Here is a 26735-nt window from a genome sequence, read left to right on the forward strand (position 1 = left end):
CAATAAAAGATGACCCGGATTTTTAGCCTTTTTCGTTATATCGTTATAAAGCCGCGATGCCTGGTGCGCGCGTTGGCCTTGAATCAAAGCCGTTTTCCGCCAGCGTCCGAATGGCCGTTTCGGCGGCGGCAATCTGTTGTTCTTCTGTCTGCCGGTTCAGGATGCTGGTGATCTGAATCGCGCCCAAGAGGCGCCCGTGTGGTTCCGAGACCGGCACGGAAATAGAGGCCAGCTCGGGAGAGCGTTCTGCCCGGGTGATGGCATAGCCGTTTTTCAAGACTTCTTCGGTTCGGGGAGAGGTGCCGTCGGTAAAGGCGCGCAATACATGCGAGGCCGAACCGCCATCGATCAGCGGTACACGCGTTCCCACTTCAAAAACATACCGCACGTCGCGCGAGACGTTTTCCCGGTACAGACAGACGCGCATGTCCCCTTCGCGTACGTAAAAAGCCACGCTTTCGTGGGTTTCCTGCATGATGGTGCGCAGAATCGGCTGCAGGCGCTGTTCCAGATCGAATGTCGAGCGGTACAACGCACCCAGGCGCAGCAGGTTGTGGCCGGGCGCATATTTGCCATCGACGCGCCTTTGCACATAGCCATATTCGATAAATGTACCCAGCAGGCGCAACAGGGTTGCCTTGTCCAGACCTGTCATCTGCGCCAGCTCACGTAACTCCAGATGCAAATGTTCTTCAGAAAAACATTCCAGAATGGTCAGGCCGCGGGCCAGCACGGCGATGGGCGGTTTCGGGTCGGATTTTTTTGTTGCGCTGATATCTTTCATGGAAATAAACGTCCTTTTGAGTTCTTGACAAAGCCAAAGCGATAAGCTACCTTATATTTCATTAATAAAAACATATTTCATTCAATAAAATATCTTATCATGTATTTGTGAGCAAAAAATGCCCTTACCCGACCTAACTGACAGGCCATTCGCCGATTTGCTGTCCGGCCTCCAGCGTATCGTGGGCCCCGCAGGCCTGTTAACCGAGCCTGAGGATACCGCCGCCTATGCACTGGAACATCGCGGTAATTATCCGGGCAAGGCACTGGCGGTGGTCCGGCCCGCATCTGTCGAAGAAGTCAGCCAAGTGGTTCGTGCTTGCGCCCAACGTGGCGCGCGATTGATTCCCCAGGGTGGCAACACAGGTCTGGTCGGCGGATCGACGCCGGATGATTCCGGTCTGGAGATTGTACTCAGCCTGGGTCGCATGAACCGCATTCGCGACATCAACCCGCAAGACAATACCATGACGGTGGAGGCAGGCTGCATTTTGCAGAATATTCAGGAAGCGGCTGCAGCGCAAAATCGCATGTTTCCGCTTACGCTTGGTTCGGAAGGCACGGCCACGATCGGCGGCAACCTGTCGACCAATGCCGGTGGCGACCAGGTCATTCGCTATGGCAATACCCGCGAGCAGGCATTGGGCCTGGAGGTCGTACTGGCCGATGGCCGGATCTGGCACGGCTTGTCGAGTCTGCGCAAAGATAATACAGGCTACGACCTGAAGCATCTGTTCATCGGGGGCGAAGGAACGCTGGGCGTGATTACGGCCGCCACCCTCAAACTGTATCCGGTCGCACGCCAGCAGGCCACAGCCTGGATCGCCATTCGCAGTCCGGCAGATGCCGTATCGCTGTTGTCCTTTCTGCGTGAAAATCTGGGCGATCGCGTGACCGCATTTGAAATCATGGCGCGAGAGACCGTCAATTTGGTACTGATGCATTTTCCGGCCATGCGTGAACCCTTACCGGAAGCTGCGCCCTGGGTGATTCTGGCTGAAGTGTCGGAGACCTCGGTGCGCGTACCGTTGCAGGAGGAATTCGAGACGGTGCTGGCCGAGGCCATGGAGCGCGACCTGGTGCTGGATGTGGCACTGGCGGCGTCGGAGCAGCAGTCGAAAGCCATGTGGGATATCCGCTCGCACATACCGGAAGCGCAGCGCAAGGATGGTCCGTCCATCAAGCACGATATTTCGGTACCGATTTCCCGTATTGCCGAGTTCGTCGAGGTTGCCGTACCGGCCATGAACGCCATTGTCCCGGATATTCGCTGTATTACTTTTGGCCATGTAGGCGACGGTAATTTGCACTTCAACCAGAGTAAACCGGCCTCGATCAGCAAAGCGGATTTTCTTGACCGCGCCGATGCGATCCACGAGGTCGTGCACGAGGCCGCCGCAAGCGTCAATGGTTCGATTTCCGCGGAACACGGCATCGGACGCCAGAAGCAGGACATTCTGATTCGCTACAAAGATCCGGTCGCCATCAGCCTGATGGTCAGCATCAAGCAGGCGCTTGATCCATCCAATCTACTTAATCCGGGACGTTTGCTCCCGGCGACAGACACACTTTCATCTCAGGGTTGAACAATGACTTCTTCAGTATTTGATTCGGTCACCATGCAGCATTTGTGGAGCACCGACGAGCTTCGCGCTATTTTCTCCGAAGAGAACCGGGTTCAGAAATGGCTTGATTTCGAGGCTGCCTTCTCACAGGTCCAGGCCGGTATGGGGATTATTCCCCAACAGGCTGCCGATGCCATTTCGGCCAATGCGAAAGTGGAGAAAATCGACATCCCCAAAATGGCTGCCGAAATGCGGCGCATCAAGCATTCGCTGGTGCCTGCGCTTAAACAGCTCATTGAGCATTGCGGCGAACATGGGCAATGGGTGCATTTTGGCCCGACCACCCAGGATGTGCTGGACACGGGCACCGTTCTGCAATTGCGGGAAGCACATGCCGTTTATCTTCGGGACCTGAAAGGTTGCGCGCGGGAACTGGCCCGTCTGGCCAAAACGCATCGTGATACCGTCATGGTGGGGCGTACGCACGGCGTCCAGGCGTTGCCCATTACCTTTGGCCATAAATGCGCCATTTGGCTGGACGAATTGTCGCGTCATTATGATCGGCTGAAGCAGGCCGAGCCGCGGTTGTTCGTCGGCATGCTGATTGGCGCAGTCGGAACGCAGGCATCACTGGGTGAACGCGCCCGGGAGATGGAAGAGAAAACCTGCTCGGCATTGGGCCTGGCTGTGCCTGATATCAGTTGGGGCCCGGCACGGGACCGATTTGCCGAATATGCGAATCTGCTGGCCATGCTGGGTGCGACGCTGTCGAAAATCGGCAATGAACTGCGCAATTTGCAGCGCAATGAGTTTGGCGAAGTCGAAGAGGGTTTTTCCGAAGGCAAGCTGGGTTCATCGACCATGCCGCACAAGCGCAATCCGACGTCTGCCGAAAATATCGCCGGGCTGTCGCGCACCTTGCGATACAACGCGGCCATGATGACCGAAGCCATGGTGCAGGAACACGAGCGCGACGGTATTGCCTGGAAAACCGAATGGAAGGCCTTGCCCGAATGTTGCCTGATTGCCGGCGCCGTGTTGCTGCAGGCTCGCAATCTGCTCGCCGGGCTGCGTGTCGACCAGGACAACATGAACAAAAATCTGGATATGATGCGCGGCTATCTGCTGTCCGAGCGTGTTATGCTGGAGCTGGGTGCCCGGGTTGGCAAGGATCATGCCCACGAGTGGGTGTACGAGGCATCTATGAAGGGTATCGAGAACAAGCAGGACTTTGGTTCGGCGATGCGCAGTCACCCTCAAATTGCACAGGCATTGTCGGAAGACGATATCGCCAACCTGATTGATCCGGCCAATTATCTGGGTCAGACGGGTGCCAGTATCGACCGGACGCTGGCTGCGCAACATGCCCGCAACTGGATGCAGGAAGATCGAGCCGAGTGAATATTTCACTTGTGGTACCCGTTATCTGATCGTTAACTGACTATGTGAACAAAGAACCATGAAAGCGACCCCTCTTATCAGTGCACAGGAACTGTCAAACCTGTTGAAAACCGCCAGCAACGTGGTGGTATGCGATTGCCGCTTCGAACTGTCCAATCCCCAACAGGGCGTCAACCTCTATAACGCCGGGCATATCCCCGAGGCCCGGCATGTCGATCTGGATCAGGTCCTCAGCACCAAGGGTGCCGCCGGGGAAGGGCGTCATCCGCTACCGGCCCGCGAGCACTTCGCACAGGCGATGGCCGCCATTGGCATCAGCGATAACACGCGCGTTGTGTGTTATGACGCCAATGATTCCATGTTTGCCGCCCGGCTATGGTGGATGCTGCGCTGGATCGGGCATGACAATGTCTCTGTCCTGGATGGCGGACTGTTGCTGTGGGAACAGGCCGGGTTTCCGGTCACGACCGAGCCACCCGAGCCCGCCAGAGAGGGACGGCTGAGCGTGCGCGATTCGCTGACCAAGACCGTGGGCTTTGAAGAAGTGCTGGCCAATATCGATTCGGCCGAAAGACTGGTCGTGGATGCACGCAGTCCGGATCGCTTTCGCGGGGAAAATGAAACGCTGGATCCGGTGGGTGGTCATATCCCGGGTGCGGCAAACCGTTTTTTCAAGGACAATCTGCAGCCCAATGGCGCCTTCAAGGACGCCGATACCTTGCGTCGCGAAATCTCTGACAGCATGAATGGGCAATCGCCAGACCGTGTGATCAGCCAATGCGGCTCCGGTGTGACGGCCTGCCATAATTTGCTGGCCATGGAAGTGGCCGGGTTGTCAGGCGCGGCGTTGTATCCGGGCTCTTGGAGTCAGTGGTCCAATACCAAAGATGCACCGGTGGCGAAAGGGTGAGTCGATCAATGAGGGTCTTTGGCCAGAAATCGCAATCCCACGCCTGGCTCAGTAATCACATATTGCGGCGTCGCAGCGTCTTCCTTTAGCTTGCTTCGCAGTTTGCCGACCAGGATCCGTAAGTAATGCGCATCCTGGTCGTGGCTCGGCCCCCACATCTGGCGCAGCAAATAAGATTGGGTCAGCAGCCTGCCCGGCTGCGCGGCAAGTAATGCCAGCAGGGTAAATTCCTTGCGCGTCAGCGATACTCGTTCGCCGCCAAGATGCACCTGGTGGTTAAAAAAATCGATTCGAAGCGTGCCATCGTCATAGATTGAATCTGCCGCAGCATTACCGCTGGCGTTGCGCAGGAATGCGCGGATCCGGGCCATGAACTCTTCAATGCCGAACGGTTTGGTCACATAGTCATTGGCACCGGCATCAAGCAAGGCGACCTTTTGCGTTTCGTCCGATCTGACAGTCAGTACAATGACCGGCACAGCAGACCACTGTCTGAGTTCTTTCAGTACGTCAAGCCCGTCCATATCGGGCAGGCCAAGATCCAGAACCACAAGATCGGCCCCCTGGGTGGCCAGAGCAGAGAGCCCCTCGACGCCCGACGCGGCAAGCGATGTTCTGTACCCTTGCGCCCTCAGGCTGATATCGACAAATTTCCGTATCTGCGGCTCATCGTCAATGAGCAGTATGCGGGCGCCATCCGGCGCTTTCTGGTTGTCACGACTCATGGCGTGTATTCTCCCGGGCCTCATCGAGCGGCAGCGTGATGCGAATGGTTGTGCCGGCTCCGCTGGGGCCGTCCATGGCCTGGACGCTGCCCATATGGGCGCCGACAATCGCCTGCACAATGGTCAGACCCAGGCCGGTACCCGACTGTTTTCTGTCGCCGCGCTGCATAGTAAAAAACATATCAAATACCTTTTTACGATTTTCTTCGGAAATGCCGGGACCTTCGTCTGAAATATCGACCTGGAGCCGGTTATCGTCGCAGGCAGAAACCAGTACAGAAATAAACCTGCCGGGCGGAGAAAACTTGGCAGCATTCTCCAGGACATTGAAAAAAGCCTGCTCGAGCAGCGCCGGGTGCACGTGGACCAGCGGAACATCCGGTGGAATCTGAGTGCGGATTTCAATATGAGGCAGATAGCGGGTCAGACGTCGCACCGCGGAGCCGATCAGTTCGTCAATACCGATCCAGTCCCGAGCCAGGGTCAGGCCCTGTTGTCCCAGACGCGTCATATCGAGCAGATTCTGGATATAACGATCCAGTCTTTCGCCTTCGAGGCTGATGGTTTTCAACAGACTATGCCGATCCTGTTCGCTCATTGCATCGCCGTAGCGTGCCAGACTGTCGGCCGAGCCGATCATGGACGACAGGGGAGAGCGCAGATCATGCGAAATGGAAGACAGTAATGCAGACCTGAGCTGTTCGGTTTCTCCGGTCAGCCTTGCCGCTTCAAGATCCGATACCAGCCGGGCTCTGGAAGCGGCCTGGCCGATGTCGTCCGCCAGGCTTTCGGCCAGCCGGCGCTGCTCAAAAGACAGGCGCGTCATGGCGGTGGGAAACCGGAGCGCGACGACGCCCGAGGTATCGTGGTCCGAATGGATGGGCAGGAACCACCAATCGGACTGGGTCAGCGTATCTGTGAAGCGCCCGCTGGGCTGTGCGTATTTCTGTGTCCAGTCGGCGGCAAATTGATCTTTTTCATTCCAGTCGTCTACCGCAGACAGAGGGCCGCTCACGCCGTTGATCCTGATCCAGACATGTGCGCGCAATGCCGATTGCATAAAAGACGAACCGGCGGCAATAATTTGGCCGAGATCGGCCGCCTTGGACAGCAAGCGCCCCAGGTCCTGCATTGCGATCGCGTGCGTATTGGCGGCGCTGAGCGCGACGACCTGCATTCTCAGACGGGATGTAAGGCGCCCCGCAATCAGCGCCGCCGCCAGGAACATGAGGATCGTGACAATTCCCTGGTTCGCCTGTATCAACAGAGTAAAACTGGGCGCGATGAAGAAATAATCGTAGGACAGAAAGCAAAGTATCGCGGTTACCGCCGCCGTGCTCATCCGCGTGCGCGAAGCAACCAGCACGACGGCGACCAGAAAGATCATGGACAAATCTTCAAGACCAAACCAGCTTTTCGCGAAAAAGGCCGCTATCGTTGCCCCGATGGTGGCGGTCAATCCGGACACGATTTCTATGCGAGTGACACGGCCAAAAGAATGCAGCAACATGCGTGGCGTCTTTCTGGCTTCGGGCGCACCGATAATCGTCAGTTCGTAGTTGGCGCCACGCTGCAGCAGTTGTTGCGTCAGGGTCCGATTGAAAATGCGGGCAATGGGCCGCTCGCGGGTGCGGCCAAGAACGATTGCCCGTGCGCCCCGGGTTGCGGCAGCATCAAGCAGGGTCTGTGCGATATCTGATCCATGCAACACTTCTGTGCGGGCGCCCAGGTTCCTGGCCAGTGAAAACGCCTTGTCCAGTTCGAGCTGGCGTTCCTCTTCGTGCCGGACTTTCGTCGGCCGGCTCGTGTGGGCTGAATCGCTTGCGTGACGTGACTGCAGGCCAGGAAATCCGCCGGTTGCGACTGTGACCACGGACCAGGAGGCGCCCCTGCGTTCGGCAATCCGGCATCCAGCCCGCACCAGATACTCCGATTGACCCTTCCCGTCGATCGCCACCAGCACATGATGCTGGGTGGTCAGGTGCAGCAAGCCCTTCGCAGTACGCGTCTGTCGCAGGTCCACATTCACATGTTCGGCAACGGTTTGCATCGCCAGCTCGCGCAGCGCCGTCAGATTTGAGGGCGAAAAAAAAGCGTCCAGCGCCAGGGTTGCCTGTTCGGGCAGATACACTTTGCCCTGATTAAGCCGCTCAATCAATTCGCGTGCAGGCAAATCCACCAGCCTGATATCCTTCAGCCGCTCGAAGACAGCGTCTGGTACTGTTTCGCCGACACGGATCCCGGTAATCTGCTGAACCACGTCATTCAGGCTCTCAAGATGCTGAATATTCATGGTCGTGTAAACGTCGATACCGGCGTCCAGCAACTCATCCACATCCTGCCACCGCCGCTCGTGCCTGCTGCCCGGTACATTCCGGTGCGCCAGCTCGTCGACGAGGGCAATCGCAGGTTTGCGCGCCAGAATGGCATCAAGATCCATTTCCGGCAGCATACGCCCCTGATAGACGAGTTGCCGGCGGGCAACGACGGGAAGACCGTCGGCCAGGGCCTGGGTTTCAGGCCGCCCATGTGTTTCGACAACACCGACCAGTACGTCCGTGCCCTGCATGAGCAGATCACGAGCGCGGGTAAGCATGGCGTAGGTTTTTCCCACGCCGGGTGCCGCGCCCAGAAAGACGGTCAGCCTGCCGGCCTGCTGGCGATGAATCTGCCCCAATAACGCGTCCGCCTGCTGTGCGTTCGGGGTGTTTGCGCTGCTGTCCTGTAACACGATTCGTCTATACCCAATAGTGAACGTGGTTGTACGACCAATGCAACATCATATAAGATCCTGGCTTACGGCTGGCCACGCAAGGTATCCAGGGCCAGATTCAGCGCCAGGACGTTGACCCGCGGTCGACCCAGGAAGCCAAACTGCCTCGGTTCAGTATAGGCTGAAACCAGGGCTTGCACCTGCTCACGTGTCAGGCCTCGTGCTTTGGCGATACGATCAATCTGCAGGATAGCGCTCGCGGGGCTGATATGAGGATCGATGCCGCTGCCCGATTGCGTGATCAGGTCGCCGGGAATGGCGGAGGGGGGCACGGATTCTCGCTGTGCAACTGCCGCCCGTGCCTCGGCGATGCGCTGGCGCAGTTGCGGGTTGGTTCGCGCCTGATTGCTCCCGGCAAGCGCCATGGTGTCATAGTTTCCGGCGGATGGCCGTGCATGAAAGAAAAGATCACTGTCAAACGGCTGTGCCACCAGCGCCGAGCCAACGATTTGATTGTCTTTATATAACAGGCTGCCGTTGGCTGTCGCAGGAAAAAGGAGCTGACCCACGCCCACCCCGGCAAGACTATAGAGGAAACCAAAGCCCAGGAGAGAAATAAGGGTCAGGCCGATGGCTCCCCTGACAATGCCCGAATCCGACACCCGTGACGCAGCCACATCGGCATGCTGCTGCACAGGCGAGGCGGCGTGAGTGAATGTTTCTGGTGAATTCATTTGTGATTCCCTACAGCTGAGTAAAGAGTGAAGATAAAAGAATATCGATCAGTTTGATTGCGATAAACGGCAGCACAATGCCGCCCAGGCCATAAACAAGCATGTTATTGCGAAGCAGTGCGGTTGCGTTTTTGGGTGTGAAGCGCACGCCGCGCAGCGCCAGCGGAATAAGCATGGGAATAATCAGGGCGTTGAATATCAGCGCTGAAAGAATCGCGCTGGTCGGGCTGGATAATTGCATGATGTTCAATGCCGCCATTTGAGGAATGGCCGCGGCAAAGAGCGCGGGCAGTATGGCGAAATATTTGCTGACGTCATTGGCCAGAGAGAAGGTGGTCAGCGCGCCTCGTGTGATCAATTGCTGCTTGCCGATCTCTACCACCGCCAGGAGTTTGGTCGGGTCCGAATCCAGATCGACCATGTTGCCGGCCTCTTTCGCAGCCTGCGTTCCCGAGTTCATGGCAAGGCCGATGTCCGCCTGGGCCAGCGCCGGTGCATCGTTGGTTCCATCCCCTACCATGGCAACCAGCTTTCCCTGCGCCTGTTCCTGTCGAATACGTTCCAGCTTGTCTTCCGGCCGGGCTTGCGCCATGTAATCGTCTACGCCTGCCTGGGCTGCGATGGTTCCGGCTGTCAGCTTATTGTCTCCGGTGATCATCACCGTCCTGATTCCCATTTCGCGAAGCCGGGCGAAGCGCTCCTTGATCCCGTGCTTGATGACGTCGGACAGTTCAATAACGCCCAGAATATGCCTGTCGTCGCTGACGACCAGTGGCGTTGCACCGGACCGGGCCACCTGCGATACTCTTGACTGCAACTCTACCGGAATGTGTCCGCCCAGTAATTGAACATGCGCGGCAATCGCGTCCAGGGCGCCCTTGCGGATCGTTCTGTTTCCTGGCAAATCGACGCCGGACATTCGGGTCTGGGCTGAAAACGGCACATAATGGGCTTCATGCGGCTCGACAATATCCTCTTTTCTGGATGCCAGCTTGATGATCGATTTTCCTTCAGGCGTGGGGTCGGCTAAAGAGGCCAGAATGGATGCCTGTCGCAACTGCGAAATGTCAACGCCTGCGAGCGCATAAAATGCCGTTGCCTGCCGGTCGCCGTGGGTGATCGTGCCTGTTTTGTCGAGCAACAACACATCGATATCGCCCGCCACTTCGACTGCTTTTCCTGATTTGGCCAGCACATTCGCTTTCAGCGCACGATTCATTCCGGCAATCCCGATCGCAGGCAGCAACCCGCCGATTGTCGTGGGGATCAGGCACACCAGCAAGGCAATAAGCACGACGATGTTGATATTCACACCAACGGCACCGCCAATCAACGGCAGTGTGGCCACAACGATGGCAAATGTAATTGTCATGATCATCAGCAGTATGCCAAGTGCGATTTCGTTGGGCGTTTTCTGCCGGTTTGATCCTTCGACCAGAAGAATCATTCTGTCCAGAAAGCTGTTGCCGGGTTCTGCCGTGATACGCACGACGATGCGATCCGACAGCACTTTGGTGCCGCCGATGACGCCGGAGCGGTCAGTGCCCGCTTCACGCAGCACCGGCGCGGACTCGCCGGTTATTGCCGATTCGTTGATCGTGGCCAGTCCTTCTATGATCTCTCCGTCTGCGGGTACAAATTGCCCCTCATCGACAACGACGTGATCACCCCGTCGTAATTCGGAGGCGGCGACGCTTTGTTCCTGGCCGGACGAGTCAATGCGGCGCGCTGTCAGGTCCTTGCGTGCGCGTCGCAATGACGCCGCCTGTCCCCGTCCCTTTGACTCGGCGATGGCCTCGGCATAGTTGCCGAATAAAACGGTCATCAATAACACACCGGTTACGGCCCAGCCGAATCCGGGCGCCGCCAGCCCTGCCAACGTGGCGATGGCTGTGACCACCGTACCGAGCCACACGACTGCCATCACCGGATTGCGCATAATATGATGCGGGGCGAGCTTGATAAACGCGTCCAATAATGCGGACTTGAATTCATTTTTTCGCGTTGGTGCGAAGTCCGCACGCTCACTGTCCATTTTTTTTGTATTCATTGCAATAAGTCCTTCAAGGTGCCGGCGCCGGAGGCCAGCGAGAGGTGATCGGCGACCGGCCCAAGAACGAGCACGGGCATGAACTGCAGTAGCGTCAGTATGATGACGATGCCGATCAGCGTAAGGGCAAACGTGGGCGACTCTATCTGAAGGCTGCCTGAGCCTTCGGGCGCCTGGCGCTTGCGGGCGAGCATGGCGGCAAGCGCCAATGGGACGAGCAGGGATGGGTAACGACCGGCCGCAAGAACAATTGAGCAGGATGCGTTCCACCAGACGGAGGCATCGCCCAGCCCTTCGAAACCCGAGCCATTATTGGCGAATGCGGATGTGTATTCGTAGAAGACCTGGCTGATGCCGTGAAATCCGGGATTGGAGTTGGCTGCCAGGCCGGGAACAGCAAGGGTGAATGCGGTAAAGCCCAGAATGACCAGGGGTTGCAGCAGGATCAGGAAAGCCAGGAGCCTGACTTGAGGTCCTTCTATCTTCCGCCCGAAGAGCTCGGGTGTACGCCCCGTCATCAAGCCTGCAATAAACACGCTAAGCAACAGATACACAATAAACTGCTGTAATCCGCAACCGACCCCGCCCCAGATGCTATTGATCAGCATATTGGACATGGCGACCATGCCGGTGAGCGGGGCGGCAGAATCGAGCATCATATTGACCGAGCCGTTATTGACCTGGGTGGTCGCTGCCGCCCATAATGCGGACGCGTCTGCTCCCAGCCGGACTTCCTTGCCTTCCATGAGCGCGATGTCTGCTGAGGTCGCCGAGTGCCCTTCGGACCACAGTGCAATGCCGGTCGAGATCAAAGACATGGTCAGCATCGTGCCGAGGACCATCATGCCGAATTTTCTTCGGCCGGTAAACGGTCCGATCATAAAGGCAATGGCCACGGGAAGAAGGGCAATCGAAACGACTTCCAGAAAATTGGACAGGGGTGTCGGGTTTTCAAGCGCAACCGTGCTGTTGGGACCATACCATCCGCCCCCGTTGCTGCCCAACTGCTTGATCGCGACCATGGGCGCTACGGGTCCCAGGGGAATCTTCTGCTTGTCGAACTCTGCGGTGGCGTTTACCGGGCTGGCTACCGGCCCGGCCTCAAGGGTGGCAGGCACTCCCTGCCAGGTCAGCAGGGCCGACAGCACCAGGCTGAGCGGGAGCACGCAACGAAGCGTGGCCCGGATGACATCCGCCCAATAGTTGCCCACATCGGTTTCACCGGACTCGGCATGGGCTGCCGTTTCATTCGATGCCTTGCGCCCGCCGAACAGACCGCGCAATGTGGCGGTCGCCACGGCCAGTCCCATCACCGGGGTAATGATCTGCAGGCCGACAATCCCCGTCATTTGCGACAGATAGGAGAGCTGGGCCTGGCCTGAATAGTGTTGCTGGTTTGTATTGGTCAGAAAGGACACCATCGTATGCAGTGCCAGGTCCCAGCTCATATTCGGCACATTGTCCGGGTTGAGGGGCAGCCAGGCCTGGGTCATAAAGATACCCCAGACCGCCGCAGCAAGCAGCAGATTGCTCAGAAGAAAAGCGCCCGCATAGCCTTTCCAGCTCATGCCTTTTTCCGGCTGTGTTCCCAGCAACCGGTATAGCGGCTTTTCCAGCCAGCCAAAGACAAAATCACTGCGCATGGGCTTGCCCTGCATGACTGCGGCAAGATATCGCCCCAGCGGCCAGCCCAGAAGAATCGTCACTACTAGAAATAAGGCAAACTCAAGCATGATCGCACCTCTTGATAGGGGACGAGCATGATGCCCTTGCTACAGGGAAAGCCAGGTGGCGTGTCTTGTCGGGACAGCCGGCCCTTTGACTGATATCGGTATTGGAATGGGAGGACATTTTATGTTCACTTACGGAAGGCGAAATCGCTACCGTAGAGTGTCCGGCATACAGCCGTAAATTATCTATTCCTCAAAACGCATTCACCGTAAATTTTGCGTAAATTTCAGTCAACGAGCTTGTTCCTGAGAGGGGCCTGGCGTTAAAGACAATGAGCAGAAGACCAGGTTAGCGGCCCGAGCCCAGTGACTCAAAACCCGGATTCCAGACCACTTCCCACAAGTGCTGATCCGGGTCTGCAAAATAACCGGCGTAGCCGCCATAGAACGTGTCCTGTGCGTGTTTGATGATGGTGGCACCAGCCGCCGCGGCTTGTTGCATGATCTGATCAACTTCAGCCTTGCTGTTTACATTGTGCCCGATGCTCAGTTCGAGCGCGGAAGCCGGGGTTGCGGCCAGACCTGTGTCTGCGGCCAGGCTTTTCCTGGGCCACAAAGCCAGTTTCAGACCGTTGTGCAGATCAAAGAAGACCACGGCGCCGTTTTCGAATTCGGTGCCGATAATGCCGTCAGTGTCCAGCCCCAGGCCGTCACGGTAAAAAGTCAGCGATTTTTCCAGATCATCGACGCCCAGCGTCAGGACGGTAATACGAGGTTGCATGGGATGCTCCTTTTCCTGGAATATGACATACGTGGTGTCATTAACGTAGCGGAGTGTTTTGGGTTAAACTCTTTTCTGATCTCTTCTTTGCATCTATAAGACTGATGAAACGGACGACTGGCATTCGCTTGACGGCATGGTTCGGCATACTTGCGGTATGCCTGGCTGTGTTCATGCCTGGTGCCAACGCCCTGAGAAACAGCCTTGCGGGTAACGCGCACGATATTTTTCTGGCGGATATCTGTTATGGTACATCGGATGACGTTAGCGTGGCAGAATTGGCCAGCGACCCTCACCGGCAACCGTCTTCAGACCACCACGCAAATCACGCCACAGAATGCCTCTATTGCGGCTTTTTCACGCATAATCTGCCCTTGCTGCTGAGCGTGGCGCTACCTGTCGGCTCCTATGGCTTTGTGAGCCGGATTGCGCTTCAACACCAGCGCTCATCCTATTATGCCCGCCCGGCCTTTGTGCCGCTGTCGCGGGCGCCCCCCGTCCTTTCCTGAAAACTTGCTGCTTTTGTCGCACCGCGATGCCGGCCTGATCGGGGCGTCAGTGCGTGCGGCGCGTCCCGATCCCGTTTTTCAGGAAGACTGTCATGTCTCATTCCTCATCCGCGCCCAGCCCGTCTGTTGCGCCTGTATCTGCCCCCATGGGCCGCTATGCCATGCTCTGGCGCTGGCATTTTTATGCCGCGCTGTTTGTGATGCCCTTGCTTGTTATTCTGGGTATTACCGGCACCATCTATTTATACAAACCGCAGATTGAAGCGGTGGCGTATCCCTCGCAGCTTTATGTGCCTGCGCAATCGACGCCGAGGCTGCCTCAGCAGATTCTGTACGAAATCGCGCAGGATAATACGCCCGCCGGTGTACCCGTACTGACGGCAGAGATCCACAATGCGCCCGATCGCAGTGCGCAGTTCACGTATCTTGATCCGAATGAGGGCAAGTCCAGTGTTTTTCTGAACCCCTATACGGGGGAAGTGCTGGTAAAGATGCCGACCCTGAACTTCAACGCGACCTACTGGATCGGGCTGGCGCGCCAGATTCACCGGGGGCTGTTGCTGGGTAAAACCGGCGAAGTGATTATGGAGTTGGCCGCCTGCTGGACGCTGATCATGATCGGCACCGGCGTGGCGTTGTGGTGGCCACGGCAGAAAAAAGGCATGAAGCAGGCCATCAAGCCCGATCTGTCAAAGAGAGGTCGGCCGTTCTGGCGTGAAATTCACGCGACGCTGGGGATTGTGCTGGCAGCGGGGGCGGTGTTCTTTGTCATGTCTGGGTTGCCCTGGACCAGCACTTGGGGCGCACAGTTCAAGCAGTTGGTGGCGCAGGTGAATCTGGGCTATCCTCCGGATCCGCCGGGTGCAGTGTCGGCGCGGCATGAAGGGCACGAAGGCCACGAGGGGGCGCAGGCGAGCGCCACGCGAGTGCAAGATCTGCCGCTGGAGCATACCGCCTGGGGCGCCGGTTTACTGTCGGTTCCGAATTCTACTCTGCCTGCGGAAGGGCAGCAGGGCCAGCCAGACCATCATAGCCATGGGGCGCATGCCGGGCAAGGGGCGCAGTCTACAGATGCACACGCGATGCATGCCGGGCATGCCATGCCTGCCGCCACGAGTGAGACGGCCGAACCGATTACGCTGGACCAGGTGATGACACTGGCGCACGCTAATCATATCCCGGACGAATATTCCATTGCATTGCCTGCAGGCAAGACTGGTGTGTATTCGGTTTCCTACTATCCGGGGGATCCGACGGGTGAAAAAGTCATTAACGTCGATCAGTACGATGGCAGCATTATCAATGGTGTGGCTTACGATCAGTATGGCCTGATTGCCAAGGTCATCTCTTTTGCCGTGTCGCTGCATATGGGCACGTATTTCGGCTGGGTCAATCAATTGTTGTGTGCCATCATCGCGTTGGGATTGGTGACCATGGCTATCACGGGCTTTATCATGTGGTGGAAACGTCGGCCGGCAGGCAGTCTTGGCGCTCCCCGCCTACCTGCGGCGCTGCCTTCCATGCGTGGCTGGATGATCGGACTGGTCATTTTCGGAGTGATCTTTCCCGTAACAGGGCTGAGTATGCTGGTGGTCTGGGGACTGGACCGGCTGTATTTGGCACGTTATCGCCGGAGTATGGCGCTGGGGACGACTACCGTATGATCCGAAAGGAGCGACCGGGTGCTGACCGCAGGATTCACGGATTGGTATACTCTGCCCCTGAACAAACAACCCGATGGACGCTTTTCTATATGAAAATCCTGCTGGCTGCCTTGCTGGGGTGGTGTTTTGGGCTGTTCGCGCCGGCTATGGCACAGGGCGTGCAACGGCTCTCTCCCTGTATTGAACACACGACGCAACAAAACGGGCATGTGCATATTATTAAGGTGGACTTGTCATGTCCGTCCATTGAGCTGGTCGGGACGGCGCCCGATACGGCGCCGACCACAGTCAAGAATTTTGCCTACCGCAACCGCCTGAACGTGGCGATCAATGCTTCTTTTTTTGATCCCCAGTACCAGCCGCAAGGGCTGGTGGTCAGTGGCGGTCAGCGCTGGGATCGCAGCCGCGATTCGCGCCAGCACTCATTTCTGGCCTGCACCCGCGACAACCGCTGTCGCATTGATCCACCTGATCACCTTGCCAAGGCGGATCCCGACTGGTATACGGTCATCGCCGGCTGGCAAAACCTGCGCAACGGTAAGGTCATCTGCGCGCGAAGCGCGTCCGCCAGCTGTTACAGCAACGCACGGGAAGCCCATCCACGAACGTCCGTCGGACTCAGCCGCGACCGTCGCTGGTTGTATCTGGTTGTGGTGGAAGGACGGTTGCCCGATTTTGACGGATATACGCTGACCCAACTGGCCCGGCTTTACCAATCGCTTGGCGTGCGCGATGCCATCAATCTGGACGGTGGCGGCAGTACCACACTTGTCATTAATAACAAACGCATCAATGCGCTGCCTTCGCGCCAGTTGTTCCTGGAGCGCACTGTCGCTAATCAGTTCGGCGTACGCGATACAGCGGCACGCTGAACGCCGCCGAATTTACCGATGATGATTGTGATGAGTGGTCCTGTCAGGTTGCGACGGGTTGGCCACTTATTCGCGAATCTGGGCAACCATGTCCAGTTCGCGGCGGCTTTCAAAATAACGCTCAATACCGGTCACCGGATCAATGAACTGCATGCTGCGCGCCAGCAGCTGTAGCGGGTTCTCGAATGTTTCCTGTTCCCGCAGGGGCTGCAGTACCGGGTAATATTCGTCATTGCAAATGGGGATACCCAATGCATTCATATGTACGCGCAATTGATGCTTTCTGCCGGTCACCGGTTCCAGTCGGTAATGGCCCAGCGAGCGATTATGCGACAGCAGTTGGATGCGTGTGCGGCTGTTGGGCGTACCGTCGATTTCGTGCATGACAAAAACCTGCCCGCTACGACGGATCAGGCTTTCACGCACAAGCGGAAATTCAAGATCCTCGTGCCAGGGAGCGACGGCTTCGTATATTTTATGGACTGATCGCGTTTGAAATAATGACTGGTATAGTCCGCGCCGCTCACGGTCAGTGCAGAACACCAGTACCCCTGCCGTGTCGCGGTCCAGTCGGTGAATGGGGTTGATATGCGGATTGCCCAACTGGTCGCGCAGGCGCACCAGTGCCGTCTGATGCAAATGCCGGCCACCCGGAATGCTGGCCATGAAATGCGGTTTATCAATGGCGATCAACAGTTCATCCTGATACAGGATATCAATGTCAAAGGGCACCACGGTTTCAACAGGAACTTCGCGATAGTACCAAAGCCAGCTGTCGGGCACAAACGGGCTGTTCAATGCATACGGCTTGCCAGTCGTGTCCACCATGTCCCCGTTCCCCAGCCGTTCCCGTAGCACGTCCGCATCCATATGCGGGAATTTATGAAGCAGGAAACTGATCAGATCCGGCCATGTTTCACGCGGCAGATAGACGCGGCTGGGAGCGACGCCATTTTTGACGGGGAGCGGAGCAAGGACAGACATGCAGCAGGCAGGCGGGGAAAAATGGGACAGGGAAAGAGAAGAGTATAGCGGCTTTCACGGCATGATGCGGTCGTAATGCACGGTTCTGGCCCACCGCAACCCGGGGGCGCCTGCTGGATATGGGGTGAAGGGAGAGAGGAAGAGAAAAGGAAAAGAGGGATGGTTGGTGGCTGGCACATCCGAGGACGGTCAGCCACCGATAGGCGAGGCAGTTTACTTCAATGCACTCAGAATGGCTTCGACGGTTGCCTTGGCATCGCCGAAACACATGCTGGTATTGTCGCGGAAGAACAGCGGGTTCTGCACGCCGGCGTAGCCAGTGTTCATGGAGCGCTTGAACACCACAACATCGCGCGCCTTCCACACTTCCAGTACCGGCATGCCGGCAATGGGGCTGGAAGGATCTTCGCTGGCAGCCGGGTTGACCGTATCGTTGGCGCCAATCACCAGCACCACATCGGTGTCGGAGAAGTCATCATTGATTTCATCCATTTCCAGCACGATATCGTACGGTACTTTGGCTTCGGCCAGCAGCACGTTCATATGTCCGGGCAGACGACCTGCCACGGGGTGAATGCCGAAACGCACATCAACACCCTGTTTACGCAGCAAGGATGTAATTTCGGCCACCGGATACTGCGCCTGAGCGACGGCCATGCCATAGCCGGGAGCGATGACCACAGAGCTGGCGCCCTTGAGCATTTCGGCCACGTCTTCAGGCTTGATTTCGCGGTATTCGCCGGTTTCTTCCTCGCTACCGCCGCCGCTGCTGCTATCGGTACCAAAGCCGCCGGCAATGACCGACACAAACGAACGGTTCATGGCCTTGCACATGATGTAGGACAGAATCGCGCCCGACGAACCCACCAGGGCACCGGTTACGATCAGCAGGTCATTGGCCAGCATGAAGCCGGCGGCCGCTGCGGCCCAGCCCGAATAGGAGTTGAGCATTGAAACCACAACCGGCATATCGGCGCCGCCGATGGAAGCCACCAGGTGCCAGCCGAAGGCCAGTGCAATCACGGTCATGATAAGCAGGGCAGCCGTGGAGCCGCCGTTGGCAACGAATATCCAGAGCAAAATGAACGAAACAACAAGCGCGGCGGCATTCAGCTTGTGCTTGTGCGGCAGCGACATGGGCTTGGAGCTGAACGTGCCACGCAGTTTGCCGAAGGCGACAATGGAGCCGGTAAAGGTCACCGCGCCAATAAACACGCCCAGGAACACCTCAGTCAGGTGAATATTGAGCAGCGCGCCTTCAGGCAGGGCATGCCCCTGCATTTCAATGTAGCTGTTGTAGCCGACCAGTACGGCGGCCAGCCCCACAAAACTGTGCAATATGGCGACCAGCTCTGGCATTTGCGTCATTTCGACTTTGCGCGACAGATGCAGCCCGATGGCGCCGCCGATCAGCATTGCAATAATGACCCAGATGACCGATGAGGAATCGGGACCCAGAATGGTGGCGATCAGCGCAATGGCCATGCCGGCAATGCCGAAATTGTTGCCATAACGTGCCGTCTCCTGACGGGACAAACCGGCCAGGCTGGCAATAAAAAACAGTGCCGCAATAATATATGCAGCGGTTACAAATCCTGCACCCATCTTATTCTCCCTTGCCTTTCATGAACATTTTCAGCATGCGCCGTGTAACGAGGAATCCACCGGCAATGTTGATGCTGGCAATCAGGACGGCCACAAAGGCCAGGATATTGACCAGGCTTGAGCCCTGGCCGATTTGTACCACAGCGCCGATTACGATAATGCCTGAAATGGCGTTGGTGACCGACATGAGCGGCGTGTGCAAAGAGTGGCTGACATTCCAGACCACGTAGTAACCCACTACGCAGGAAAGCACGAAGACAGTAAAGTGCGACAGGAATTCGGCCGGTGCATTGGCACCAACCCAGGCGAACAGGATACATACCAGCGCCAGAATACCAAATTTAAAAGCCGGTGATTTCGGCGGCTTGACCGGCTTGGGTTCGGGCTTGGCCGCTGCCGGTTTGCCGGCTGCTGCAGACACCTGGATGGGCGGCGGCGGATAAGTGATGCTGCCGTTATGCACAACTGTCATATTACGAAAGACCGTGTCTTCCTGATCCAGCAGAATCTGGCCGTCTTTTTCCTTGCTCATGAGCTTGCTCAGGTTCACAAGGTTGGTCGCGTAAAGCTGCGATGACTGCGCAGGCAGGCGGCCGGGCAGATCGGTATAGCCGATGACCTTGACGCCAGAGTCGGTGGTGATGACCTGTCCTGGCTCGGTGTATTCGCAGTTGCCGCCAGCAGCGGCGGCCATGTCCACGATTACGGAACCCGGGCGCATGGAGTCGACCATTTCGCGGGTGATCAGTTTGGGCGCGGGTTTGCCCGGAATCAGGGCCGTGGTAATGATAATGTCCACTTCTCTGGCCTGCTCCGCGAACAGAGCCATTTCCGCGCGAATGAATTCTTCGGACATGGTTTTGGCATAGCCGTCGGAAGACGAGCCGTTTTCATCGCCAAAATCCAGTTTCAGGAACTGGCCGCCCATGGACTCGATCTGCTCAGCCACTTCCAGCCGCGTATCGAAGGCACGTACGATCGCGCCCAGCGAGCCGGCTGTACCGATAGCGGCAAGACCGGCCACGCCGGCGCCAATGACCAGCACCTTGGCGGGCGGCACTTTGCCGGCTGCCGTGATCTGGCCCGTGAAAAACCGTCCGAAATGATGCGCGGCTTCGATGACAGCGCGATAGCCGCCGATATTGGCCATGGAGGACAGCGCGTCCAGTGACTGCGCACGCGAAATGCGCGGCACCATGTCCATGGCCAGGACGGTAATGCCGCGATCTGCCAGTTTTTGTACCAACTCGGGATTCTGCGCAGGCCAGACGAAACTGACCAGCGTGGCACCCTGTTTCATGCGGGCGATTTCATCGTCGGCGGGCGCATTGACTTTGTAGACCAGGTCCGATTGCCAGACTTCGTCTGCCGGGGCAACTCGGGCGCCGGCCTTTTCGTAGGCAGCATCATCAAAACTGGCTGCCGCGCCGGCTGCGGATTCAATGACAACTGTGAATCCCAGTTTTATCAGCTGTTCTACCGAGGTTGGCGTGGCGGCGACACGCGTTTCCCCCGGCAGTTGTTCTTTTACTATCCCTATCTGCATGCAGATCTCCTCAATGGCGTGTCCCCTCTATGGGGCGTCAGTAACCGGAAAGTTACATCATACGGAGACTGACATGTTTTGCAAGGCGATTGGGGCAATCCTATTTTTTTACTGCCCCTTCATATAGCCGATTTGGCGTTTTTTACTGCCTGGCGGAATCCATTTGCTTATAACCACCGGTTCATTTGGGTGAGCATGTTGTTGGGCAGGCGGGACATTATTGCCATGCGGAACACTCTTCTATCAGCAGGCGGCCCATTTGCGCACGGCGTTGCCCGGCAAGCCGCGGACTGATTGCCCCGAAGCTGAATGCCACCTGGGTGAGGGCAGAGACAGAAAACGCATAACCGACTCCGGATATGCCAGGTGTAATAGTGCTGTCGATAGAGGCGTAGCCGTTACGACGTGTCAGATGGCATTTTTCCAGGAGCATGGGCAAGGACATCCCGGCTTTGCGATACGTGTCTTCATGCCGTCGGTACAGGGTTTCAATGTCGGCATCGGATTGCGTCGCCAGCAATGCCAGCCCGCCCGCGCCGATGCCCAGCAATCTTTTTTCACCCACGCCAATGGTAAAAATGCGGACCGGAAACGCGCCGTGTTCGCGCAGCAGGCACAGAACCTGATCTCCCTGCTGTATGACCAGAAATACCGTATCTTCGGACAGGCGCGACAGTTTCATTGCCAGTGGTCGTAATTCTTCTGTTACCGCCACGTGCGGCGTGGTCGAAAAGCCCAATTGCACTGCGTCAATGCCCAACTGGAAACGCTTGCCCGATGTTTCGCGGCGTGCAAAGTTTTCTTCAAGGAGGCAGTTGATCAACCGATGCGTGGTTGACCGTTCCAGACCGCTCATGGCCGTCAGTTCGCCCAGTGTCAGGCCATCATCATTGTGCCGGGCAATCAGGCGCAGCAGCGAAAGCGCGCGTCGGATGCTTTGAGTACCCGTTTGCGGTTTGTTGTCCATAATGTGGGAATTTATTTAAAAACGTTTTGTATTGTAGGAATAAATGATGCGTTAATGCAATCACATTTCATTCGCCGCCCCGGAGGCGGACAACAGGAAGAGACAATGACGTATGAACATATTCAGGTAAGCGATCGGGAAGCGGTACGGACTGTGACACTGGCGCGCGCCGGAGCCCGCAATGCGCAGAGCCAGGCTTTGCTGGATGAACTGGATCACGCCATGCGCGCTGCGGCGACTGACGATCAAGTCAGGGTCGTCGTGATCGCTGGTGACGGTGATCACTTTTCGGCAGGGCATGATTTGAAAGAGGCACAGGCCAGCCGGGCCGATTTCAGTGTCGAACAACGCTGGGCGTACGAGTCGTTGCGATACTTCGATTACTGTATGTCGATTTGGGATTTTCCCAAGCCGGTCATCGCCCGGGTGCAGGGAGCCTGCGTATCCGGCGGGTTCATGATTGCCAATATGTGTGATTTGGTGGTATGTGCCGACGATGCGTTCTTTTCCGATCCCGTTTGCCATACCCTGGCTGCTGCTGCCACAGAGGTGCTGATTCATCCCTGGGTGATGGGGCTGCGCCGCGCAAAGGAAATGCTTTTTACCGGCGAACGGGTGACCGCCGAGCAGGCATTGCAGATGGGCATGGTCAATCGTGTGGTGCCGCGGGCGCAATTGGAAGAAGAAACCATGGCGCTGGCGCGGCGCGTGGCCCAGGCGCCTCCCTTTGCGTTGCGGCTGGTCAAGAAATCTCTGAACCGCACACTGGACGCACAGGGGCTGCGCGCCGCCCTTTCCGGTCATTTTGATCTTCATCAGTTATCGCATATGAGCGATGAGTTCGCGCAGGTGAAACAAAAGGGGCTGGCCCAGGCGATTCTGCGCAATAAAAAGGGAGCGAGCGCATGACGCCATCGCTCGAACCGCTGCTCAATCCGCGTTCCATCGCCCTGATCGGTGCCAGCGACAACGCCGGCCGAATTGGCGGCATGCCGTTGGACCTGCTGTCGCGATTCGGTTTCGGCGGCGCCGTCTATCCCGTCAATCCGAAGTATGCCGAGGTCTTTGGCTATCGCTGCTATGCACAGGTTGAAGATCTGCCGGCACCACCCGATCTGGCGGTGCTGGCCATTGGCGCGCGTGATGTAACGGCAATGCTGCGGCGCTGCCATGCGGTGGGCATCCCCGCTGCCGTGGTATATGCGGCGGGCTTTGCCGAAGAAGGCGAAGCCGGCGCCCTGTTGCAGGAGGAACTCGCGCGGTTTTGCGCTGAAAGCGGCATGCAAGTGGCCGGCCCCAATTGCATGGGGCTGGCCAATCTGAATACCAAGGCTTTTACCGCCTTCGCCGCCATCTTCAAAACAGCCAGCCTGCAGACCGGGACGGGGTGCGTCAGTGTGCTTACGCAAAGTGGCAATGTATGTTCGGCTTTGTATGGTCTGGCGCGTTCGCGCGAACTGCCGGTCTCGCATTTCATTAATACGGGCAATGAAGCAAATGTGGATTTTTCAGGCTATCTGGACTATCTGGCCGACGATCCGCATACCGAAATTGTGCTGGGATATGTGGAGCAGATTCGCGACGGCCGGCGCTTTATTAACGCCTGCCGACGATTCGAAGACCAGGGCAAGGTGCTGGTGGTGCTCAAGGCCGGGGTCACGGAAAAAGGCGCTGTCGCAGTGCAGTCCCATACGTCTGCACTGGCAGGCGATCAACGTATTTACGATGCGGCGTTTCGCGACCTGAATGTGATTGCTGCAGATGATTTCGCACAGATGGCGGACATTGCGATGCTGGCGCGCCTGCGTGTACGCACGGCGGGTGTCCGGATCGGGGTGGTAACCATGTCGGGTGCGCTGGGGGCGATCCTCACCGATCGTTTTATACAGGCCGGACTGCAATTGCCCGATCTGCCGGCGGATGTGCAGGCGCGTTTGCGCGCCGGCATCCCGGCCTATGGCATGGTGGGCAATCCCGTGGATGTCACCGGCAATATTGTCAATGATCCGCAGTTTGTGGCGCAGGTCCTGGAGGCGCTTGCGCTCACGCCGGCGCTGGATACGGTCGTTATCAATGCGCCGGGTTATATGCTTGACCGCATGGCGCAACCGTTGATTGATGTTGTGAAGAAACATCCGCGGCTGTTCGTGGCGATTGACACCGGCCAGGCTGACAGTCGCGCACGCCTGCGTGATGCGGGAGTGGCCGTTTTTGATGATCTGGGGCAGGCAGTACGGGCATTGGGACCGTATCTGACATGGCAGGCAAGACGCAGGCCGGCCGTTGGAACGGGCGGCATAAGCTGTGCGGTGCCGGCGGCGTCAAGAAAGGTTGCTCTTCCACCATTGCCCTGTGATGAGCTACAGGCCCGGCGCTATCTGCAGGCGTTTGATGTGCCTGATCCGGATGTACACCTGGCCGTCTCGCGCGAGACAGCAGCCTCATTGGCGGAGCGTATTGGCGTGCCGGTGGCGATGAAAATCGTCAGCGCTGATCTGGCGCACAAGACAGAGGCAGGCGGCGTCGTTTTGAATGTGCAGGGAGCCGATCAGGCGGCACAGGCTTACGAGCAGATCATGGAAAACTGCAAGGAACATCAGCCGGACGCGAGAATCACCGGTGTGATGATCAGCCCGATGCAGCGGGGTGTGGCAGAGCTGCTGGTGGGCGCAACAAACGATGCCGTATTCGGCCCCGTACTGACGGTGGCATTGGGCGGGGTCATGACTGAAGTCTATCGCGATACTGCACACGCTTTACTGCCGGTCACGCAGGAACAGGCCTTGCAATTGCTGCGCAGCCTGAAGGCGTTTGTGCTGCTCGACGGTTTTCGGGGGCGGCCAAAAGCAGATCTGCAGGCCGCGACCAAAGCGATTGTGGCAGTCGGGAACGCGTTTTTGTCCGGGCAGTCGGAACTCGACCAGATCGAAATCAATCCTCTGCTGGTTCGTGAAGCGGGCGCAGGCGTGGCGATGCTGGATGCCTTGCTGCTGCCGCAAGCGGCAGAGCCGGAACAGAACCAGAGTAGCTGGTAGTCAATAGTAGTTGCTAATACAAGTGTGATTAATCACGTCGGAGACAAATAATGCAGAAGAAAACGAAGTTGTTCAAAGTGATGGGGTTGGCCTGCTCAATGGCTGCCACCATTCTGTGTATGGCGCCGCAAGCGGCGCAGGCCGCCTATCCGGAAAAACCAATTACGATTGTCATTCCCTTCGCGGCAGGAGGCGCAGCTGATACGCTTGGGCGGCTGCTGGCCGAGAAAATAGGGCAGAAAGTGAAGCAGCCCGTGATTGTGGAAAACAAACCCGGAGCCGGTACGCTGATTGCATCGCAGCACGTTGCCAACGCCAAACCCGATGGTTATACTCTGCTGCTGGCCGCTTCTTCGCTGGGGACGATACCAAGTATTAACAAGGATGCCAGATATGATCCGGTCGAAAGCTTTGTTCCGATCACCCAGGTTGCCTCGGTTGTGCATGTCATATCGGTCAATCCTGAGGTACCCGTCAAGAATGTCAAGGAACTGATCGCCTATCTGAAACAGAATAAAGGCAAAGTAAGTTATGCCTCGCTGGGTACCGGCTCATCCACTCAACTGGAAGCAGAGATGTTCAAAAGCATGGCCGACGTGGACATGCAGGACATTCCTTATAAAGGCAGCGCGCCGGCGCTGACCGATCTGATTTCCGGACGGGTGCAGGTCATGTTCGATGCCTGGGCCTCTACGGGGCCGTATGCAAAGGCCGGCAAAGTGAAGGTGCTGGCGGTTACAACCGACAAACCGTCACCGTCGATCCCGGATATGCCCACCATTTCCGAGGCGGTCCCGGGATTTTCCGCCATGCCCTGGCTGGGGCTGGTGGCACCCAAGGGCACGTCGCCAGCGGTGGTCGAGATCATTTATAAAGCGGTACATGAGAGCGTGCAGCAGGAAGAAGTCAAGGACCGCTTCCGGACCCTTGGACTGGATGTGATCGGCAGCGATCCCGCTACCTTCGGTGACTTTATCCGCAAAGATGTGCAGACTTGGGGTGAGGTCATCCGCAAGGCCCATATTACGGTGAACCCATAATGAATGAGCAGGTGCTGCCGCAAGATCCGCCGGCATTCCGTGCCTATGTCAGGACATGGATGAAGACGCACTATGCGCAGTTTGTGCGCGACTGGCCGGCTGAGCCGGATCCGGTTTCATTAGCTTTTCGTCGTGGCTGGGAAGACACGCTTTGCCGGCATGGCTGGGCCGGACTGGGCTGGCCCGGCCAATACGGGGGCAAGGCGTTGCCGCTCTCGCATCAGGCCATTTATCTGGAAGAACTGGCGCGCAGCGGCGCGCCGTTGGGCGTGAATTTGATTGGTCACGGCATATTTGCGCCGACGCTGCTGCATTTTGGCACCGAGGCCCAAAAGCAGCGATATTTGCCGGGCATTTTGCGCAACGAAACAATCTGGTGCCAGGGTTACTCGGAACCGGGCGCAGGCTCGGATCTGGCCGCGGTCACCACCCGCGCCAGAAAAGTCGGCCGTGATTTTGTCCTGGACGGACACAAGATCTGGACTTCGTTCGCCAATCTGGCTGATTACTGCTTTGTGCTGGCGCGTACCGATCCGGATTCGCAGCGGCATCGCGGACTGAGTTTTCTGCTGGTGGATATGCGCCAGCCCGGCGTACGGGTAGAGCCCATCCGTCAGCTCACCGGCGAGGCGGAGTTTTGTGAAGTTTTCTTTGAACAGGTGATCGTGCGGCAGGATTGCCTGCTGGGGCAGGAGGGCGAGGGCTGGCGCATGGCCATGACAGCAGCCAGTTTTGAACGCGGCACTTATTTCATTCCGCGTCTGGTGCAGTTTGAACGCGAACTGGCCAGCGTGCGCCGTCTGATCGACCAGGCCGCGTCCGGCTTAAGTGCGGTTGCCCTGCAGGATTACCGGCAACGCTGGTCTGCCTTGTATACAGACAGCGCGATATTGCAGCTCAAATCACATCGCGCCCTGACGGCGGCGATGAGCGGTAGCCCGCCCGGCCCGGAAGGTTCGTCAACCAAAGTCCACTGGAGCGAAGCCCATCAGCGGATGCTGGATCTCGCCATGCAATTGCTTGGCCTGCATGTGTGTACCCCTGATGCGCGACATCAGGCCGAGACCGAATTTTTTACGCGTGCCAGCCTGTGGTCACGGGCAGAGACTGTCCTGGCCGGCACCTCCGAGATTCAGCGCAACATCATCGGGGAAAAAGTACTGGGGCTGGAAAAGGGATAG

General features: G+C 57.5%; 21 protein-coding genes. 10 read left to right on the top strand and 11 right to left on the bottom strand.

Annotated elements, in window-relative coordinates; genetic code table 11:
- Positions 1 to 43: 43 nt before the first annotated feature.
- Positions 44 to 784 (bottom strand): IclR family transcriptional regulator, encoded by a 741-nt coding sequence (locus W822_RS31560; protein ID WP_031242417.1) that lies wholly within the window; start codon positions 782 to 784, stop codon positions 44 to 46.
- Between the two features lie 118 nt (positions 785 to 902).
- Here W822_RS31560 and W822_RS31565 point away from each other — a divergent pair, with 118 nt between their 5' ends.
- The 3 genes from W822_RS31565 to W822_RS31575 are packed head-to-tail and all read left to right on the top strand — an operon-like array spanning position 903 to position 4659.
- On the top strand, positions 903 to 2369 hold the full coding sequence (locus tag W822_RS31565; RefSeq protein WP_031242418.1) for an FAD-binding oxidoreductase: 1467 nt from the start codon (positions 903 to 905) through the stop codon (positions 2367 to 2369).
- A gap of 3 nt (positions 2370 to 2372) precedes the next feature.
- Complete coding sequence (purB, locus tag W822_RS31570; RefSeq protein ID WP_024004591.1) at positions 2373 to 3749, top strand: adenylosuccinate lyase; 1377 nt, start codon at positions 2373 to 2375, stop codon at positions 3747 to 3749.
- 58 nt (positions 3750 to 3807) lie between these two features.
- Entirely contained in the window at positions 3808 to 4659 is an 852-nt protein-coding gene (locus W822_RS31575; RefSeq protein WP_024004592.1) for a sulfurtransferase, read from the top strand.
- 5 nt (positions 4660 to 4664) lie between these two features.
- On the opposite strand, the gene W822_RS31580 is transcribed toward W822_RS31575, so the two are convergent.
- The 6 genes from W822_RS31580 to W822_RS31605 form a co-directional block, all read right to left on the bottom strand.
- On the bottom strand, positions 4665 to 5384 hold the full coding sequence (locus W822_RS31580; protein WP_024004593.1) for a response regulator: 720 nt from the start codon (positions 5382 to 5384) through the stop codon (positions 4665 to 4667).
- Positions 5374 to 8115, bottom strand: a complete 2742-nt coding sequence (locus W822_RS31585) for a sensor histidine kinase (RefSeq protein ID WP_024004594.1) — start codon at positions 8113 to 8115, stop codon at positions 5374 to 5376. Before W822_RS31585 ends, W822_RS31580 begins: the two co-directional genes overlap by 11 nt.
- Before the next feature lie 65 nt (positions 8116 to 8180).
- Complete coding sequence (gene kdpC, locus W822_RS31590; protein ID WP_081724316.1) at positions 8181 to 8831, bottom strand: potassium-transporting ATPase subunit KdpC; 651 nt, start codon at positions 8829 to 8831, stop codon at positions 8181 to 8183.
- A 10-nt stretch (positions 8832 to 8841) separates the two neighbouring features.
- Positions 8842 to 10866, bottom strand: coding sequence for a potassium-transporting ATPase subunit KdpB (gene kdpB, locus W822_RS31595; protein WP_034280044.1), 2025 nt, complete (start codon positions 10864 to 10866; stop codon positions 8842 to 8844).
- A gap of 11 nt (positions 10867 to 10877) precedes the next feature.
- Entirely contained in the window at positions 10878 to 12614 is a 1737-nt protein-coding gene (gene kdpA, locus W822_RS31600; protein ID WP_024004597.1) for a potassium-transporting ATPase subunit KdpA, read from the bottom strand.
- Between the two features lie 286 nt (positions 12615 to 12900).
- On the bottom strand, positions 12901 to 13332 hold the full coding sequence (locus W822_RS31605) for a VOC family protein (RefSeq protein WP_024004598.1): 432 nt from the start codon (positions 13330 to 13332) through the stop codon (positions 12901 to 12903).
- A gap of 104 nt (positions 13333 to 13436) precedes the next feature.
- On the opposite strand from W822_RS31605, the gene W822_RS31610 reads away from it, so the two are divergent.
- The 3 genes from W822_RS31610 to W822_RS31620 all read left to right on the top strand — a co-directional run bounded on the left by W822_RS31610 (position 13437) and on the right by W822_RS31620 (position 16377).
- Positions 13437 to 13841, top strand: coding sequence for a DUF2946 domain-containing protein (locus tag W822_RS31610; RefSeq protein WP_024004599.1), 405 nt, complete (start codon positions 13437 to 13439; stop codon positions 13839 to 13841).
- 92 nt (positions 13842 to 13933) lie between these two features.
- A complete protein-coding gene (locus tag W822_RS31615) occupies positions 13934 to 15505 on the top strand; it encodes a PepSY-associated TM helix domain-containing protein (RefSeq protein ID WP_024004600.1) in 1572 nt (523 codons plus the stop codon).
- A gap of 89 nt (positions 15506 to 15594) precedes the next feature.
- Positions 15595 to 16377 (top strand): phosphodiester glycosidase family protein, encoded by a 783-nt coding sequence (locus W822_RS31620; protein WP_172642772.1) that lies wholly within the window; start codon positions 15595 to 15597, stop codon positions 16375 to 16377.
- Positions 16378 to 16443: 66 nt separating this feature from the next.
- Here the strand turns inward: W822_RS31620 and W822_RS31625 are convergent, their stop codons facing one another.
- The 4 genes from W822_RS31625 to W822_RS31640 form a co-directional block, all read right to left on the bottom strand.
- Complete coding sequence (locus W822_RS31625) at positions 16444 to 17361, bottom strand: pseudouridine synthase (RefSeq protein WP_024004602.1); 918 nt, start codon at positions 17359 to 17361, stop codon at positions 16444 to 16446.
- Positions 17362 to 17574: 213 nt separating this feature from the next.
- The gene (gene pntB / locus W822_RS31630) at positions 17575 to 18966 is read right to left on the bottom strand and encodes a Re/Si-specific NAD(P)(+) transhydrogenase subunit beta (RefSeq protein ID WP_024004603.1); all 1392 of its coding nucleotides are present in this window, start codon (positions 18964 to 18966) and stop codon (positions 17575 to 17577) included.
- Between the two features lies 1 nt (position 18967).
- Positions 18968 to 20512, bottom strand: a complete 1545-nt coding sequence (locus W822_RS31635) for a Re/Si-specific NAD(P)(+) transhydrogenase subunit alpha (RefSeq protein WP_024004604.1) — start codon at positions 20510 to 20512, stop codon at positions 18968 to 18970.
- Positions 20513 to 20729: 217 nt separating this feature from the next.
- A complete protein-coding gene (locus W822_RS31640) occupies positions 20730 to 21479 on the bottom strand; it encodes an IclR family transcriptional regulator (RefSeq protein ID WP_024004605.1) in 750 nt (249 codons plus the stop codon).
- Positions 21480 to 21584: 105 nt separating this feature from the next.
- On the opposite strand from W822_RS31640, the gene W822_RS31645 reads away from it, so the two are divergent.
- Genes W822_RS31645 through W822_RS31660 form a run of 4 tightly spaced genes read left to right on the top strand, consistent with a single transcriptional unit; the run spans position 21585 to position 26735 of the window.
- Positions 21585 to 22388 carry an enoyl-CoA hydratase gene (locus W822_RS31645; RefSeq protein ID WP_024004606.1) on the top strand — a complete coding sequence of 268 codons (804 nt, stop codon included), beginning with the start codon at positions 21585 to 21587 and terminating at the stop codon, positions 22386 to 22388.
- The gene (locus W822_RS31650) at positions 22385 to 24514 is read left to right on the top strand and encodes an acetate--CoA ligase family protein (protein ID WP_024004607.1); all 2130 of its coding nucleotides are present in this window, start codon (positions 22385 to 22387) and stop codon (positions 24512 to 24514) included. Before W822_RS31645 ends, W822_RS31650 begins: the two co-directional genes overlap by 4 nt.
- Before the next feature lie 50 nt (positions 24515 to 24564).
- Positions 24565 to 25554: a Bug family tripartite tricarboxylate transporter substrate binding protein gene (locus W822_RS31655; RefSeq protein WP_051401643.1), complete on the top strand. Its 990-nt coding sequence runs from the start codon at positions 24565 to 24567 to the stop codon at positions 25552 to 25554.
- On the top strand, positions 25554 to 26735 hold the full coding sequence (locus W822_RS31660) for an acyl-CoA dehydrogenase family protein (protein ID WP_024004609.1): 1182 nt from the start codon (positions 25554 to 25556) through the stop codon (positions 26733 to 26735). Before W822_RS31655 ends, W822_RS31660 begins: the two co-directional genes overlap by 1 nt.

Origin of the sequence: Advenella kashmirensis W13003 (genome assembly GCF_000506985.1) — a bacterium.
Lineage (GTDB): Bacteria > Pseudomonadota > Gammaproteobacteria > Burkholderiales > Burkholderiaceae_B > Advenella > Advenella kashmirensis_A.